This is a genomic window from Nitrosospira sp. Nl5 (assembly GCF_900102495.1).
Lineage (GTDB): Bacteria > Pseudomonadota > Gammaproteobacteria > Burkholderiales > Nitrosomonadaceae > Nitrosospira.
Map to the genome: position 1 here is coordinate 162,958 of NZ_FMVQ01000004.1, position 15,446 is coordinate 178,403.

The 15,446-nt window shown below is 54.4% G+C and carries 14 protein-coding genes and 1 pseudogene; 10 read left to right on the forward strand and 5 right to left on the reverse strand.

The window, feature by feature from the left end; translation table 11 throughout:
• Positions 1–316 precede the first annotated feature (316 nt).
• Positions 317–1,225, forward strand: a complete 909-nt coding sequence (locus BLP45_RS06070; protein WP_090370791.1) for a hypothetical protein — start codon at positions 317–319, stop codon at positions 1,223–1,225.
• Positions 1,226–1,276: 51 nt separating this feature from the next.
• Here the strand turns inward: BLP45_RS06070 and BLP45_RS06075 are convergent, their stop codons facing one another.
• Positions 1,277–2,200, reverse strand: coding sequence for a mechanosensitive ion channel family protein (locus BLP45_RS06075; RefSeq protein WP_176754677.1), 924 nt, complete (start codon positions 2,198–2,200; stop codon positions 1,277–1,279).
• A gap of 350 nt (positions 2,201–2,550) precedes the next feature.
• Here BLP45_RS06075 and BLP45_RS06080 point away from each other — a divergent pair, with 350 nt between their 5' ends.
• The 6 genes and pseudogenes from BLP45_RS06080 to BLP45_RS06105 all read left to right on the forward strand — a co-directional run.
• The gene (locus tag BLP45_RS06080; RefSeq protein ID WP_090370793.1) at positions 2,551–2,817 is read left to right on the forward strand and encodes a hypothetical protein; all 267 of its coding nucleotides are present in this window, start codon (positions 2,551–2,553) and stop codon (positions 2,815–2,817) included.
• 199 nt (positions 2,818–3,016) lie between these two features.
• The gene (gene nhaA / locus BLP45_RS06085; RefSeq protein ID WP_090370795.1) at positions 3,017–4,861 is read left to right on the forward strand and encodes a Na+/H+ antiporter NhaA; all 1,845 of its coding nucleotides are present in this window, start codon (positions 3,017–3,019) and stop codon (positions 4,859–4,861) included.
• Between the two features lie 288 nt (positions 4,862–5,149).
• A complete protein-coding gene (locus tag BLP45_RS06090; RefSeq protein ID WP_176754686.1) occupies positions 5,150–5,581 on the forward strand; it encodes an OsmC family protein in 432 nt (143 codons plus the stop codon).
• 42 nt (positions 5,582–5,623) lie between these two features.
• On the forward strand, positions 5,624–8,176 hold the full coding sequence (locus BLP45_RS06095) for a 3-keto-alpha-glucoside-1,2-lyase-like domain-containing protein (RefSeq protein WP_090370800.1): 2,553 nt from the start codon (positions 5,624–5,626) through the stop codon (positions 8,174–8,176).
• 66 nt (positions 8,177–8,242) lie between these two features.
• Positions 8,243–8,560 (forward strand): DUF190 domain-containing protein, encoded by a 318-nt coding sequence (locus BLP45_RS06100; RefSeq protein ID WP_090370802.1) that lies wholly within the window; start codon positions 8,243–8,245, stop codon positions 8,558–8,560.
• Positions 8,561–8,624: 64 nt separating this feature from the next.
• Positions 8,625–8,882, forward strand: a pseudogene (locus BLP45_RS06105) (ATP-binding protein); the annotation flags it as partial.
• Positions 8,883–9,059: 177 nt separating this feature from the next.
• On the opposite strand, the gene BLP45_RS06110 reads toward BLP45_RS06105, so the two are convergent.
• Entirely contained in the window at positions 9,060–9,329 is a 270-nt protein-coding gene (locus tag BLP45_RS06110; RefSeq protein ID WP_371128733.1) for an HU family DNA-binding protein, read from the reverse strand.
• Positions 9,330–9,673: 344 nt separating this feature from the next.
• Positions 9,674–10,792, reverse strand: a complete 1,119-nt coding sequence (locus BLP45_RS06115; protein ID WP_090370806.1) for a nucleotidyltransferase family protein — start codon at positions 10,790–10,792, stop codon at positions 9,674–9,676.
• 569 nt (positions 10,793–11,361) lie between these two features.
• Here BLP45_RS06115 and BLP45_RS06120 point away from each other — a divergent pair.
• From BLP45_RS06120 to BLP45_RS06130, 3 genes are all read left to right on the forward strand, one after another.
• On the forward strand, positions 11,362–11,781 hold the full coding sequence (locus tag BLP45_RS06120; RefSeq protein WP_090370808.1) for a CBS domain-containing protein: 420 nt from the start codon (positions 11,362–11,364) through the stop codon (positions 11,779–11,781).
• A 118-nt stretch (positions 11,782–11,899) separates the two neighbouring features.
• A complete protein-coding gene (locus BLP45_RS06125; protein WP_090370810.1) occupies positions 11,900–12,094 on the forward strand; it encodes a DUF2795 domain-containing protein in 195 nt (64 codons plus the stop codon).
• A gap of 134 nt (positions 12,095–12,228) precedes the next feature.
• Positions 12,229–13,401 carry a glycosyltransferase family 9 protein gene (locus tag BLP45_RS06130; RefSeq protein WP_176754678.1) on the forward strand — a complete coding sequence of 391 codons (1,173 nt, stop codon included), beginning with the start codon at positions 12,229–12,231 and terminating at the stop codon, positions 13,399–13,401.
• Here BLP45_RS06130 and BLP45_RS06135 read toward each other — a convergent pair.
• Positions 13,398–14,348 carry a glycosyltransferase family 4 protein gene (locus BLP45_RS06135; RefSeq protein ID WP_090370814.1) on the reverse strand — a complete coding sequence of 317 codons (951 nt, stop codon included), beginning with the start codon at positions 14,346–14,348 and terminating at the stop codon, positions 13,398–13,400. The two genes, BLP45_RS06130 and BLP45_RS06135, sit on opposite strands and share 4 nt — an antisense overlap.
• The gene (locus BLP45_RS06140) at positions 14,348–15,370 is read right to left on the reverse strand and encodes a glycosyltransferase family 9 protein (protein ID WP_090370816.1); all 1,023 of its coding nucleotides are present in this window, start codon (positions 15,368–15,370) and stop codon (positions 14,348–14,350) included. Before BLP45_RS06140 ends, BLP45_RS06135 begins: the two co-directional genes overlap by 1 nt.
• Positions 15,371–15,446: the final 76 nt, after the last annotated feature.

Genomic DNA, 15,446 nt, shown 5'->3' on the forward strand with positions numbered 1-15,446 from the left:
TAGAAGTAAGCGGGGATCCCGTTGCCGCTTTTCGCGCGGGACTGAAATTCTAAAAACCAATAGAGATAAAACGGTTGCCCCAAAAGGGGCTATCAAAAAAGCGGCAACTTCAGCTGTGCAAGCTGATCTAACCTTGAGCGCAGATCTGCCGCACAGGATATAAACCCCGAACTCAACTGGCGAATAGCAGGCTGTGAAAAAACCTCAGTGCTTTTTTAGGCCATAATTCATTCTGTTGATCTTGAATGTCCTGCTTTTCAACACTCCCCTCGGAGAAAGCCATTAATTTCCCACCTCTTCCATAAGGAGATCGATCATGACCGACCCAACCTTCCAAGGCGCAGACCATTTCATCCTCTATCTGGACGGAGGGCCTACCGTCCTCAAGGATTTTGAAGGCGGCAACGTCAGGGGCGAGGTCGCAGCCGCCGGTACCGGCACTAGCACCGGCGATCTGCCCACCAAGAACATCTCCTCATTGAAATTTGAACCCATCGTCATCCAGACCGGCATATCGATGGGAAAAAGCCTGCGGGATTGGATCGCCGCCACGCTCGCCCAGACGAGCCCGCGCAAGAGCGGCTACGTCGTGGCCGGTAACGCCGACTGCAAGGCGACGGCATTCCGGTACTTTCGCGATGCCCTGATTACCGAAATCACGGTCCCTGAACTGGACGCCACCTGCAAGGATAAGGCTTTCCTTACCATCAAGTTTAATCCCGACGAGATCACTTATAAGGACGGCGACAAATCAGTGCTCGCAGGCGTGGTGAATACCAGGAACAAGCAATGGCTATGCTCCAACTTCCGCATGCGTCTCGGTGACCTGCCCTGCCAGCACGTAAGCAAGATCGATTCTTTCACGATCAGGCAAGACGTCACGCTGGAGACAACCGGGGATTTCCGTGTCTCGGGACGAGAGGTAACCAAGCTCGAGATTCCGAATCTGAAAGTCACATTTTCGGCGACCGATATCAAGCCATGGGCGGCCTGGTTCGACGAATTCGTGGTCAAGGGCCGTAACAGCCAGGACAAGGAGCTATCGGGGGTCATCGAACTCCTCGATCCAAGCGGCATGGAAGTCCTGAGTACGATCGACCTGCACCAGGTCGGCATCTTTTCGCTTTCCGTGGAAAAATCCGGAGTGGCGCATACGGCTGATGCCTCGCGCTACGTTGCCGAGCTTTATGCCGAAAAGATGGGCATCCATTTCCTCAATGTCTGACCATCATCGGGCGGATGGAACCACGCTGTAGCGAAAGGTACAAGCCGGCGCTCACGACGCATCCGGCTTTTCCCCATTTTTCTGATTGATCAGTCCCGCCACCAACGCGCTGCCGGTCTCGCCGAAGTCGATAGTACGATGAGGAAAGGGTATTTCGATGCCTTCGCGCTCAAACGCAAGCTTGAGGCGCCGACGGTATTCACGCCCCACATTCCACTGTTTGATCGGCCTGGTGCGCAAGCGTCCCTTGATGACCACGGCAGAATCCTTGAAGCTGTCGACGCCATATATCTCGATATCCTCCATCATCTGCGGGCCAAACGTTTCGTCGCTGCGCATCTCTGCGCCAACCTCGCGCATGACAGCCATGACTTTATCCATATCCGCCCGGTAAGCCACGCCGACCTCGAACACATAAGCCGACCATTCCTGAGTCATATTTGCGAGCGTCGTGATGGCCCCATTTGGAAACACGTGCACGGTCCCCGTCTCGTCCCGCAGCACGATGGTGCGAAAATTAATGCTTTCCACAAGACCGCCGGTGCCATTGACGATTGCCACATCTCCCACCCTTACCTGGTTTTCGAGGATCATGAAAAAGCCGGCGATAAAATCGCGAACAAGATTCTGCGCACCGAAGCCGACGGCCAGACCGACGACACCGGCACTGGCGAGAATAGGCGCTATCTCGACACCCAGCTCTCTCAGTATCACCAGACCCACCATTACCCAGACAATAATCACCACCGCCTGGCGAAGCAGCCTGACCAGCGTTTCGATACGCTTGGCGGCTTCAGTCGCCATTTCTCCCTGGTCGCTCGCCCTGCTGACCAGCGTTCGCTGCATGCGGTTCAATAACACCTTCAGGGCTAACAGCAACATCCACGCCGCGAAGCTGATTATCAGGATTCGCAGTGTTGTGAACATCAGCACTTCCCAGTTGACGCGATCCAGGAATTTGGCGATGAGATCCATTATTTCCTCCTTATGGTATGGCGCGAGACCACTATCAATGGGTTATTGTAATAATTTCCATTGGAAATACTCTGGCGCTCACCCGGTTATCTCCTGATGGAAATCCGGGTTAAAGGCGACTGAAAACCATGCCCCGCCACAAAATGGCTTGATGCTGCTCACGCTTTCGGAAAAAGGGGCGTGCAAACCGGCGGGACAACGGCGGAAAAACAGAAAGATTCAACGGCAATTATCCAACATAAAGATTTTCGCCAATGTGCGCTAGGTAACGAAGGAACAACCTGCACTTTGCTAGACTCGTTTCGTTAGACTCAACAATTACAAATTTCCATTTCCAGCAGGAGCGTCCCATGGAAGATGATCTTTTTCTGTTCCCGATTACAGGTTGGGAGATAAAAGCAGTGCCCATTGATGGAATCCTTTCTATTCGCTTCCCATTTTTATCTCATGAGCAGCAGAAACTTTCCGAAGCTGACCCTGGCAGGCCATACGTTATGCAGGTGGAGCAGGCCCGCGCGTTTCGGGATGCCCTCTCGCGCGCAATCGAGCGCATCGACAATCCCGAGTTTGAGCATTCCCAACCAGCGGGACTGCCGAACGGGTTACTCATCTATTAATCATGCGGCGCTCTTTGCGGGTTTTCAACTACGCAAATAGCGCGACGCAAAATTTTCCCGCGCCTTTCGCGCAAATAAAGGCGGCATTGCTCCGCCGCCTCTCTCTTGATAGCATGCATCCCGTATGCCATGGCCGCGCGAAGAATGGATTCGCCTCACCACCGCCCTGGATCGGCTAAAAGCGGGGAATTGAGACAACGTGACCCCCGACACCCTCCCCAATCGGCTCGATCCCCCTGTTGACGAGGCATACGATCATGTGCTGGGTCCTCCCGACGCGGAAATTACCCTCGTCGAATATGGCAGCTACGCAGATACTTCGTCCCGGGCGGCCCACGAGCGTGTCACCGAAATGCGCAAGCAATTTGGCGACCGGTTGCGCTATGTATTTCGTCATCGCCCCCTGCCGGACAGCGATATCGCGCGCCGCGCCGCCGAGCTGGTGGAATCATATAGCGACCCGGCGCGCTTCTGGAATGTGCATGTCGCGCTGATGACCCTGTCCGAGGAACTGACCGAGGACGATCTGCACACGATCGCGGCCGACCAGGTCCTTGATGACAAAAATGCGCCCCGGAGCGACGATGGCACGTTGGGCGCAAAAGCACGCGTGGACGCGGACGAGGCGAGCGCCGCCGCGAGCGGCGTCCTCATCACGCCAACGTTTTTTATCAATGGCCGCCGTTACGATGGCCCGTGGGACGCCGACTCGCTTGCCGAGGCGCTGACCGGCTCGCCGGGGCATGTGGTCCAGGCGGTGGCGCAGGACTTTGCCAAGTGGACACCCTCGGCGGGTATTCTGCTGTTGCTGGGCTCGGTGCTTGCCATCGCACTGAGCAATTCCGCGCTCGGCCGGGATTTTAATGCGTTCTGGGATCTGCACCTGGGATTGACGTTCGACAACACCGGGTTCGAGCTGTCGCTCCGCCATTGGATCAATGACGGGCTGCTGGTTATTTTTTTCCTGGTTGTCGGTCTGGAAATCAAACGGGAATTCACCGTCGGCCATCTTGCCAGCCCGAGCTCCATGATGTTGCCGATTGCTGCTGCCATCGGCGGCATGGTGGTACCCGCATTGTTTTATCTGGTCCTGGTGCCAATCGGGCCGGATGGGGGATGGTCGCGGGGCTGGGGCGTGCCGATGGCGACGGACACGGCATTCGCGGTCGCATTGATCGCCATGATGGGCAAACGGGTGCCGGTCGAATTACGGGTTTTCCTGACCGCGGCCGCGATTGTCGACGACATCGGGGCGATCATTGTCGTGGCGATCTTTTATTCGAATCAATTGCATATCGGCTATCTTTGCGGTGCGGCCGCATTCGTGGGACTGCTGGTCCTGATTAACCGGGGCGGCGTGTATCGCGCGCCTCCTTACGTGTTTCTCGGGATCGGCCTGTGGGTGTGTGTTTACGCCAGCGGCATACACGCGACCTTGGCCGGTGTCATTCTCGCGCTTTTGATTCCAACCCGCCCTCCGCCCAATCCACAGGTACTGATGCAGCAAGCCGATGCGATCCTGACAGCCGAAACCAGGCGTGGGCAGGAAGTCATGCGGTTCGGTCCTACCGAGCCCTCGCTGCAAGTATTGGATGCCATCCATGAACGGCTGGAATCGCCGGCGGACCGCATGCTCCGCAATGTCGCCCCCAAATCGAGTTACATTGTATTGCCGCTGTTCGCCCTGGCCAACGCCGGAGTGGTGCTGGACATTTCCGTATTAAGCGACCATGCGCCCCTGATGTTCGGCACCGCGGCCGCCCTGGTAATCGGCAAACCTCTCGGATTCATCGCCGCCACGGCGCTGGCGGTACGGACAGGCATCGCCGTTAAGCCTGCGGCCTATTCCTGGCGCCAATTGGCCGGCGCCGGCGCGCTGGCCGGCATCGGCTTTACCATGTCGCTCTTCATCGCGAGCCAGGCCTTTAACGTGGCCGCCAATTTCGCCGCCGTCAAAATCGCGATTTTCGCAGGCTCGATCTTATCAGCCATCATCGGCATGGCGATATTGTGGAATGCAAAACCCGCCGCCAACTCAAATTAGAAAAAAGCTTCTACACGCCGGTTTTATCTTCCGTAGGATGGGTGGAGCAAAGCGCAACCCATCAAGACCATGGGCTGCACGCCACATCACCTACATATTCGGCGGAAGGATGGGTTGCAATTTGCAGCAGAACGATGGGTTGCGCTTTGCTCCACCCATCCTACGATAATGTGTGACGCCGCACAGATCACGCATGAATTCCGGCGCAGTCTGACCGTTTTTTTATCAATAACGGCGCATTGACGACGGCCGGTTTCGGCAACGGTAATCTTTTCCCCACAAGGAGCGATCATGGCGACAAAGAAAGCATGGGCAATATGGAAAGGCGGCATCAAGGATGGCGGCGGCACCATTTCCAGCGAGACCGGCGTGCTCAGGGAAGCGCCTTATGGGTTCAAATCGCGGTTCGAGGATGGCAAAGGCACTAATCCGGAGGAGCTGATTGCCGCCGCTCACGCCGGCTGCTTCTCGATGGCGCTTTCCTTGATGCTGGGAGACGCCGGCCTGACGCCGGAAAAAATCGAGACGCATGCCGAAATTACGCTCGATAAGATCGGCGAGGGCTTCGAGATCACCGCGAGCCACCTGAGCGTGACCGCAAAAATCCCCGGCGCCGACAAAGCGAGGTTTGAGGAAATCGCAAACAAGGCGAAGGCCGGGTGCCCCGTATCAAAGCTGATGAAGGCCAAGATCACCATGGACGCCAGGCTGGAATCCTGACGGCAGCTTCAAATAAAGAGAGTGAAGCGAGGAGATTTCAACGTGACTGCAAGCAAACCGCAAACCACCGATTTTACAAAAGACGTTCTCGGCCGTTACATCAACAACGGCCTGGATGAAGCGCTGAATAGCACCCGCAGGGACGGGCAGCGGCCGGATGGTTCTCCCACCGATGACGCCCGGCCCTTTGATGTGATTGTGATCGGAGGCGGCAGCTTCGGGCCCGTTTTCGCGCAGCACTTATTTTCGAAAGACCAGACCCATAGCCATCGTATCCTGGTGCTCGACGCCGGCTCGCTGCTGCTCACCGAGCATGTCCAGAACTATCCCCCGCTCGGGCTTGGGGTGCCTCCGCCTACTGAAACCGATCCCTTCGTGCCCCGTAACGAAGTATGGGGGCTGCCCTGGCGCGCGGAGCCGTCAAAAGTACCGCAGGGCTTTCCCGGGCTGGCCTATTGCCTGGGAGGTCGCTCCCTCTATTTCGGTGGCTGGTCTCCACAATTGCTGGATACCGCAACCGATACGGAAATGCCGCCCGACCGTTGGCCCGCCAGCGTCGTGGATGACTTGAACAACAAATATTTTGCGGAGGCCGCGCAACAGATTGGCACCGATCAAACGAATGATTTTATCAGCGGAGCCATGCACGAGGCCCTGCGCAAGCAGTTGTTCGACGGGATCAGGAATAACAAAGTCCCGGGCGCGATCAAGCCGGTCAATCTGCCTTTGCATCTGGATGTGCCGCCAGGCATACCTGCCTTTATCAAGGAGCAATACAAACTGGAAGCGCCCCTGGCTGTCCAGAGCCGTGCAGGCTCCGGATTATTCCCTTTCAACAAATTCAGCGCGGTGCCCCTGCTGGTCAAGGCGGCACGGGCGGCTTCCACCGAGTCGATGCACGCTGTAGGCTATCCGGATGATATCAAGAAGCGATTCATGGTGGCGCCTCACTGCCGCGTGATCCGGCTCGTCACGACTATCCAGAACGGGCTTGGCCGGGTAACCGGGGTGGAATGTGAAACCTACCTTCCCATTTGCGGGGATGGATCGAATGTGCAAAAGCAGCGCGTGACCATCCCCGTGGCGGATAACGGCAACGTCATCATCGCGCTGGGAACCATAGAAAGCACGCGCCTTGCCTTGCTCTCCTTCCAGGGGATCACGAATTACGACAGGATCGGCAAAAACCTGATGGCGCACCTGCGTTCCAATCTCACCTTCAGCATTCCGCGCTCCTCCTTGTCCAGCCTCGATCCGGCCGTGAAAGCGCTGCAGGCGTCCGCCTTGTTCGTGAAAGGAAGACATGCATTTCTCGATGGATCGGGGAAGGGGTATTTCCACTTGCAGATTACGGCTGCCGGACTGGATAAGCTCAGCCCGGACTCCGAGGCCGAACTCTTCAAGAAGATTCCCGACCTGGATAGCATGCTTCCGCTGCAGGAGGTGAACGACCACACAGTCGTCATCACCATTCGCGGCATCGGCGAAACGCAGGAACAGAACCCGGGCAGCCATATCACGTTGACGAACGAAACCGATGAGGTCGGCGCGCGGCGCGCGCTGGTTACCTACAATCTCAGCCCAAACGATTACGAGCTCTGGGACGCGATGGACCAGGCCGCCGATGATGTCGCGAAGGTGTTCGCCGGCGGGAACGATTTTACCGTCTTCACGGCAACTGGCCCGCAGACCGTGCCATCAACGGCGGATTTGAAACAACTTGTGCCCTACAAGCCGGTGTGGGAAGGCGGGCGCCGCGATGGCATGGGCACTACTCATCATGAAGCAGGGCCACTCTGGATGGGTGACGGGCCGAATACTTCCGTTACCAATGCCGATGCCCGTTTCCACTTTGTCGACAACGCCTATGCAGCCGGACCAGCCCTGTTTCCGACAGTCGGTTCGCCCAATCCCATGCTGGCGGGGGTGGCATTATCGCGGCGGTTGGCGGAGCAGTTTACCGTTGCGCCATTTCACCCCGATGCAGGGTTCACCATGCTGTTCGATGGCGCAAACAGGAACAAATGGCACATGTCGACAATCAGGAACCAGGCCAATAATTATCCTGGCGGCGTTCTTCTCGTCGACCGCTCCCTCGAGTCGGTGCCCGGCAATGACGTCGGCATGTTCTGGCATACCGATCCGACGCCACATGATTTCGTGCTCAAGCTTGAATGGCTGCGCTGGCGTGAGGATGACAACTCGGGTGTGTTCATTCGATTTCCGCATCCCGATAGCAAGAATTACAACAACACTGCTTATGTCGCAATTCATTTTGGTTTCGAGATACAGATCGACCAGCTTGCACGTCCCGATGGCGCGGCTATTCGCAAGACCGGCGCGATCTACGGTTTCGCCGCGCCTGACGATCCGGACAACCTGCCTGTAAAACCGGTAGGCCAATGGAATGAATTCGAGATCCATGCGCTGGGGCAATATTACACCGTATTCCTCAATGGCAAAAAAATTACGGAGTATGACAACACCGACCCAACGCGCGGCCAGCCCAGCTCGGGCAGCACGCCGAGCTTTATCGGCCTGCAAACCCATACCGGGCGTGTAGCGTTCCGCAAGATCCAGATTAAAGCGCTTTAAAGGTATGCGCGTATGAAATCCGATACTAAAACTCTTCCATAAGCCCCTGATGCATTGACTGCCTGTATGCAAGGCATATTTCTCAAGTTTTATGTGAGCGAATACCGAGAACACGACGGTATTCTTTTATACGAGTGGTTGCTGGAGCACGCAAAAAAAAGCGGCATCCATGGCGGCACGGCAACACGCGCGATAGCCGGCTTCGGGCGGCGCGGCACATTGCATGAAGAAACTTTTCTTGAGCTTGCGTCAGACCTCCCGGTGGAGGTTGGCTTTGTCCTGAACGAAGAGGAAGCCGCGCGTTTCCTGAATTTGCTGCAAGTGGAAAAGCTGGACCTGTTTTACGTTGAATTCCCAGTCGAGTACGGCTGGCTGCCAGAGTGATCGCATGAACCGTCCACGAATCAGCGAATATGTGAACTGGACTTCCCTGCATACCGCAGGGCAGCTGATTATGGATGAGATCGGCTATTTGCCCTTCGGGCGTGACGAGGCCAATCTATTCTTTAATGTCGTGGCTAAACGCTGTGAGCGCGGCATCATTCTGACCAGCAATCTGGCCTTTGGGCAATGGTCATCGGCCTTCGCCAACGACCAGACCTTCACTGCGGCTATGCTGGATCGGTTGCTGCACCATGCGCACATCGTTCAGATCACAGGCGAAAGCTACCGGCTCAAGGATAAGCGCAAGGCGCCGGGCAATTGAAGGCTTAGTAAAATTAAATGCTCCGGTGGGTCAATTTTATTCCGACCAAATAACCAAAAAGTGGGTCAGTTTTAAACCGGCGTTGATACCTAACAATCAAGAAGCCAACCCGCTCGGGGTGGGCTTCTCAATATCGAGGAATGATTTTTGGGACGCGAAAATATTTGGTTGTTGAACTTACTTCTTTCCGGCACCATTCACCGTTGCCTTGAGGGTGGCACCCGGCTTGAATGCTGGAACCTTTGAGGCGGCAATTTTAAGCTCTTCACCTGTTTTGGTATTACGGCCGGTCCGCGCGGCACGGCTGCGCATCTCGAAGGTTCCAAAACCGATCAGAGAAATGGAATCGCCTTTTCGCAGGGCATCCGCAATGATTTCAGTCAATGCCGCCCACGGCATGGCTGGCATCGGCTTTGGTGAAGGCGGTTTTGGCGGCCATCGCTTCAAAGCTCGTTCTTCTTCATAATTTTTTTCTCTTTACGAATGGTGGTTACTGGATTTGCTGCATTTTCGTTTGGCGTGGGGAAAGTGGCGAATCAGGGGGAGGAGTTGATTCCCCCTTGACGCAATAGTGATTCCAAAACTGTGAAAGGCGATCAGACAAACTACGAAGGAGTACGTTAGCTTCGTCGTCGGGAGCGCCATCATTGTCGGCGGTGGCCAGACAGTACTGCGCGGCGTGTCCGGCGTCTTCCCTGGGGCAGCGTTTGTCGCCTCGGCCTGCTCGCCGGTGTTCGTCTTCGCAGCGCATGGGCGGGTGTCGGTGCAAAAAAAATGTCAGATTAAACCAATTATTTTTTCTTCTTTGAAAGGTGTGCCAAAGTCCGATGTTGAGTACGGTCCAATATCTCGGCTAAGCGAAGATTTGCTGCGGTAATATCTGTTTCGGTAGGTTTCAATAGGTCGGCTAAGCGAGGATGTGTTGCGGCAAAATCTATAGGTTTCAATATATCCTCTAAGTTGCGCTTCGCCGTAAGTTTCATCATGCCCGATAGGTTCATAGCAAGGCTAATGGCTTGATTTCCTTGCTTCAGTTTTTCGATCTCCATTTTGAGTGTAGCAACGCTTTCTTTTGATGCCTTGTCTTGCTCCTTTACGTTTTCCAGCGTACTCAGAGCTAACTCCATCTGCTTAAAAGCTTCGTCCTTTTCTTTATTTGTGACGCGGATTTTATCTTCCAGTTGACCAATAGTTGAAACAAGACCAAGAACAAACCCACCCATTTCATCTGCACTTCCAGCCATTCGGTTAAATATTTCCAAGAAATATTGAACCAACGGACTGTCCGAGAAATTCGGATACCTAATTTTATGATCTATCTCACTCCATCCCTCCTCAAATATAGTGCGAACTTGAATCTCAGAATGAATTCTTCGTTTGAGGGGCATTGATTCAACTACGTAATGGATTGACCTATAGCCAGCGGGATGATTTTTAACTTCAAATCCATGACTTGTAAAACTACTCGTCAAACTCTCGCTATCTCCTTCTCGTATATAAGCTACTGGGGTTTCAATTGGATCCCATTGAGCTTTAAGAGCTGCATCAATCTCAAAACAATCTTCTTTAAATAGATGTAACGCTCGAACGCCAATAAGATCAGCCACTTTCTCAAAATAATTATTCTGCGTGATGTCATCATATTTTGGATTGCCTTCAGATTTTTTTCTGACAATTTTTGCCATGAGATGCTCTGAATTCTTTACGCGCCAACGGACTGAGTGAACGCCATTGAATTTTTGTATTACTTTTGCAATAAATTCTGCGGAGTTCTCCAGATTCGATGATTGATTTTCATGATCCTCAGCGACTGCTTGAAGAGTCGTCCACTCTATATTCGCGTTATCCCAGGTAGTGCGCGTAATGCTATGTTTCTCAAGAAAATCCTCTAATGATAAACTTTCAGCCATTGGATACCTTACCTTTTGTTTATTTATTGAACATTTTTAATTTCGTCACCCCCATTCGAACTGCCAAAAACGCAACTTTGGCATCCGCTGAATTCCCATGTTGAATGTTCGCTTTTGGGAGGTTCAGCCGATGAGCTCTTGTCGATGAGGATAACTGATTCAGACATTTTTTGTCAGATGAACTCCCGACTTCTACAATATCTTAAATCTGTATAAAAACTGACATGCGAACTCTGCATGTAAGAATCTGTGGGGCGGAGTAACCCTTGTCCCTACCGCGTCGCGGCCACCAATATTGCTTCCTCGCCTTGCCTGCACAAACCCTGAACGCTACGAAATAACAAGCCCCTCTGCCATTCGTTCAAAGAGTGGCTTTATCCTCAAATAAAAGTTACTGCGATCTGTACGTTGACGTACAGAATGGCGGAATTGACCGGTAGATACTTGCCAATCGTCTTTTTGCTTGAATCATCAGGCAGGGACGGCTGGAGGTTGAGGGCGAAAAACAGTTTCGGTAACCGGGGGACGCGGTCAGGCGTCAATGATAAATTATCAATCAGGAGATCAGCATGGAAAAGATCAGTGAAGTGATGAACACCGATGTGCAGACTATCAGTCCCGACGCGACGATAGAAGAAGCGGCCCAGGAAATGCGGGATGGCGATTTTGGGCTGATACCTGTGGGAGAAGAGGATGACTTGCTCGGTGTGATCACTGACCGCGATATCGCGATCAGGGCGGTTGCCGAAGGCAAGGACCCAGACACGCCGGTTCGGGAAGTAATGTCTGAAGGAGTGGTCTCCGCACACGAGGATGATTCGATAGAAGAAGCGGCACAAATCATGAGCGACCATCAGATCCGGCGCCTGCCGATCGTGGATGCCGGGAACCGGTTGGTGGGGATCGTATCGCTTGGGGATTTTGCCGTCGAGAGTTCAGATATCAGTGCGGTCGCCGAAGCGCTCAGCGAAATCTCAAGCCCTCCCTGACATTGTGCCTATCGTGTTACCCAACCGCGGGAAGCATGGCGCCTCACTATACACGAGGGGTACGACATGCTTCCCGCCGGCTTGACTGAAGATAATGACGAGTAATCAAGGAGAAACCATGGCAAAAGCGAATCCAATTCAAGTACAAAAGTTTTTATCCGGCATGGATTACCCCGCGGACAAAGACGACATTGTGAAGCATGCCAAATCCAAGGGCGCGGATGACAACATAATGCAGACGCTCCAGCAGCTGCCGGATGAAAGCTTCGAAACCCCGGCCGATGTCAGCAAGGCAATCGGAAACATTGAATAACGGCATATTTAACCCTCTGGGAAAGCGGTTTCTTTGGTCCTGGACTCAGGCCGAAGAGGGCCGATGACGCGTACGTCGCCGGGCACGGCGCGTTCAACGCAGGACGCGGTGTCATTACCGAGGGCATGAGTGCCATGAAAGCGATGAAGGCCGCGGAAGGGTTACCGCAAATAACGCTGGCAACATCTCATCTGCTTGACGCGCCGGGTAAAATTGCCGTGCTTCACGCAAAGGCATTGGGCGATTTTATCGTCACCTTGCCTGCATTAGACGCCATAAAAGAGACCTATCCGAATGCCGAGCTAGTCCTGCTCGCCAAGCCTTGGCTAAAGAAATTCCTCGCGGCACGGCCCTCGCCGGTTGACCGGGTTATCAGCGTCCCGGTACTGGCCGGTATCAGCGGGACGAGCGAAGTCGAAGTAAAAGGCCCAGCCTGCAACACCGCTCATCCGGACGAGGCTGAACTGTTTTGCGCAGCCATGCGCGCTGAAAAATTCGCCGCTGTGGTGCATATGCAAGGCGACGGCAAAACCGCGAATCCTTTCATCAAGAAGCTCGGCGCCAGTCTGACCGCAGGTATCCGTAACCCGCCGGCCGAGATGATCGATCGCTTTATTCCTTATGTGCATTATCAAAGCGAGGTTCTCCGCCATCTCGAGATCGCCGCTTTAGTCGGTGCTCGCACCACCAGGCTCGAACCTCGTATTGTCGTGACGAAAGCAGATGAGCAGGAAATCGTCCCCGTTGAAGCAATGATCAAGGGAAAGCCTTATGCCGTGCTCCACGCCGGTGCTGACGACAACCGGCGGGTATGGCCGGCGGCCAAATTTGCCGCTGTCGCCGACAACCTGGCCGAAAGGGGATATGAAGTCATTCTGACCGGCACGCCAAAAGAAGACGAGATTATTACAAATGTCACGCGGGCAATGAACCATGCCGCCGTTGCCTGCACTTCGCTTGCGCTTGGCGGCCTGGCCGCCCTCCTGCAGAAAAGCGCGCTGGTCATCAGCAATGACACCGGACCACTGCATCTGGCACGAGCGGTTGGTGCACGGACTGTCGGGATCTTCTGGGCACCGAATGTGCTGAACTGGGGCCCGCTCAGCCGGAGCCGTCACCGCCTCGCCATAAGCTGGCAACTGGAATGCCCCCAGTGCCGGATCAAGCCTGTCTCGCCCTGGCCGTTTCAGCCTGTGACGGCCGGCTGTGACCACTCGTACTCATTTGTTGAAAGCATATCCGTCGCGGAGGTGCTTGAGCTAGCGGGGGAATTACTGCCTCAGACTCCCCATAACATAGCAGGCTAACAGGCGTTTTCGACAAAACGATCAACAACTCGTTGCCAGTCATTCACAAACCGTTTTATGTGAAAGCGCTGATTTGCATAATCCCTGGCATTTTGGCCCAGTTCTTTGGCATGCTCCGGGTGGTCGATCAGGTAGCGCATCCGCTCGATAAGCTTGTCGATGCTGGTTTCAACGTAGCCGGTCTTGCCGTTCTGAACCGCCGTCGCCATTTCGGTTGTCGCAAGCCCGACTATCGGCAAACCTGTCATCATCGCTTCACAGACCGATAGCCCCAGGCTGGTATAGCGAATCGGATTAAAGAAGAAACGGTAACTCGCTTCAAAAGCCGGCAAGTCGTCGTGAGACACTTCGCCCAAGCCGCCAAGTTCGCTTGTGCCCATCCCCACCAGGTCGAGCGGTATCTGTCCACGGATTGCCTCGAACACATCCAGCCCCAACCGCCGGCCGCGTTTCCGGATATTGTTCACCACCACGATGCCCTTGGGATTCTCGCCGGTATACGTTACGTTTTCCGGCACGATCACGCCATGGTCGATGACTGTCGCCGGCGTCCGGTTATTGTCCCACATCAGCCGGTTGAAATCGGTCACGTGAACCAGCAGCATGGACGGATCGTCCACCCAGTGCCGGGTATTGGTCGGGTGTTCTTGCGGCGGATCGTGCTCGAGATAAATTTTCGGTAACCGGCGCTGGGCCTCGGATAATATCCGGTGCTGGTCAACTTCGTAATTCTTGCGGTGCTGAAACAATATCACGTCAAACTCAAGATCCTTCACCTGGTCAACGGGAACATCATGCACATTATCCCCCCAGTCAAAACCCGGCATGCGGCCGCCATAACCCTCGCCCTCTCCTTTCGGTAAATAGAATTCGAAGGGAACGTGTGTCAGGTAGTAAAGATAATTGCCGTGAATATGCCAGGTAAGAACCCGGGGTTTCTTTTGCATTATGCGTTTCTCCTCTCGTTTTCCGCTACCGCCACTGCTTTGATCGCCTGGATGGCCGCCGCGGGTGTCCTGGCAGCACTCCCAGACACAACCCGGTGCCGGACCTTGTCAAGCGGACCCCAAATTAAAGGGTCGGTTGTCGTAAAGACGGTCACACTTGGCGCGTCCACCGCCACCGCCAGATGCGAAACGCCAGTGTCATTCGAAACAACAGCCTGGCTCCCTTTCATCAGGGCAGCGAGCGGCCCGATACCGGTTTTGCCCGCTAAGTCAATCGCCGTGCCTGTCATTTGCTGCATCACTGCTTGTGTCAGGGGCTTTTCCTGGGCGGTACCAGTCAATACCACCTTCAAGCCTTGGCGGATACAACTGTCCGCCACTGCCCCAAAATGCCAGGCCGGCCACGGCGCAGCGGAAATCGCCCCAGGATGTAAACAGGCGTAGGGCTGATGCCCAATGGACCGGTATTCTTTCAATACCTGGAGTTCTCGATAGTCCGCGTCGAATAATGGAAATTCCATCGTGCTGTCCCGATTATGCGGCTGGCTGATGCCGAGAAACTCCAGTAAATCGAGGTTTTTGAGCAATTCGGGTTGACTGTCCGGGTATGACAGGAAGAAATCATGATTCGGCCAGTATGCATCCTTACCTGCAAAACCGGCCACCGTCCGGGACCCCAAAAGGGAAACGAGGAGATTGGACACCGTGCCTTTGCCGTGCATTTGCAAGACGAGATCGTATTCTTGCCGCTGCATGTCCGTTAAAAAGGCTGCGACTGCTTCCGGACTGAACTTGCGTTCGGGTAGCCCCGGAAAACCCGGGAATTCAACAAAACCATCAATGTAATGGCTGTAGCGCTTCGCAAGCTCTTTATTCCAGGGCAGCCCGATGTAATCGATGGCCGCTTGCGGAAAAGCCTGGTGGATGGCTCGCAATGCCGGTGTAAACAACAGGAAATCACCTAGTTTCAGCGCCCTGAAGATGGCAATTTTCTTGATTGGCAGTCCGGTCAATTGCATCATGGGATTCTTCGTGCTATACCTTTATCATCCTCTGCAACCCACAGTATTACATGGAACGCCTGGCTATTTCTGTCAG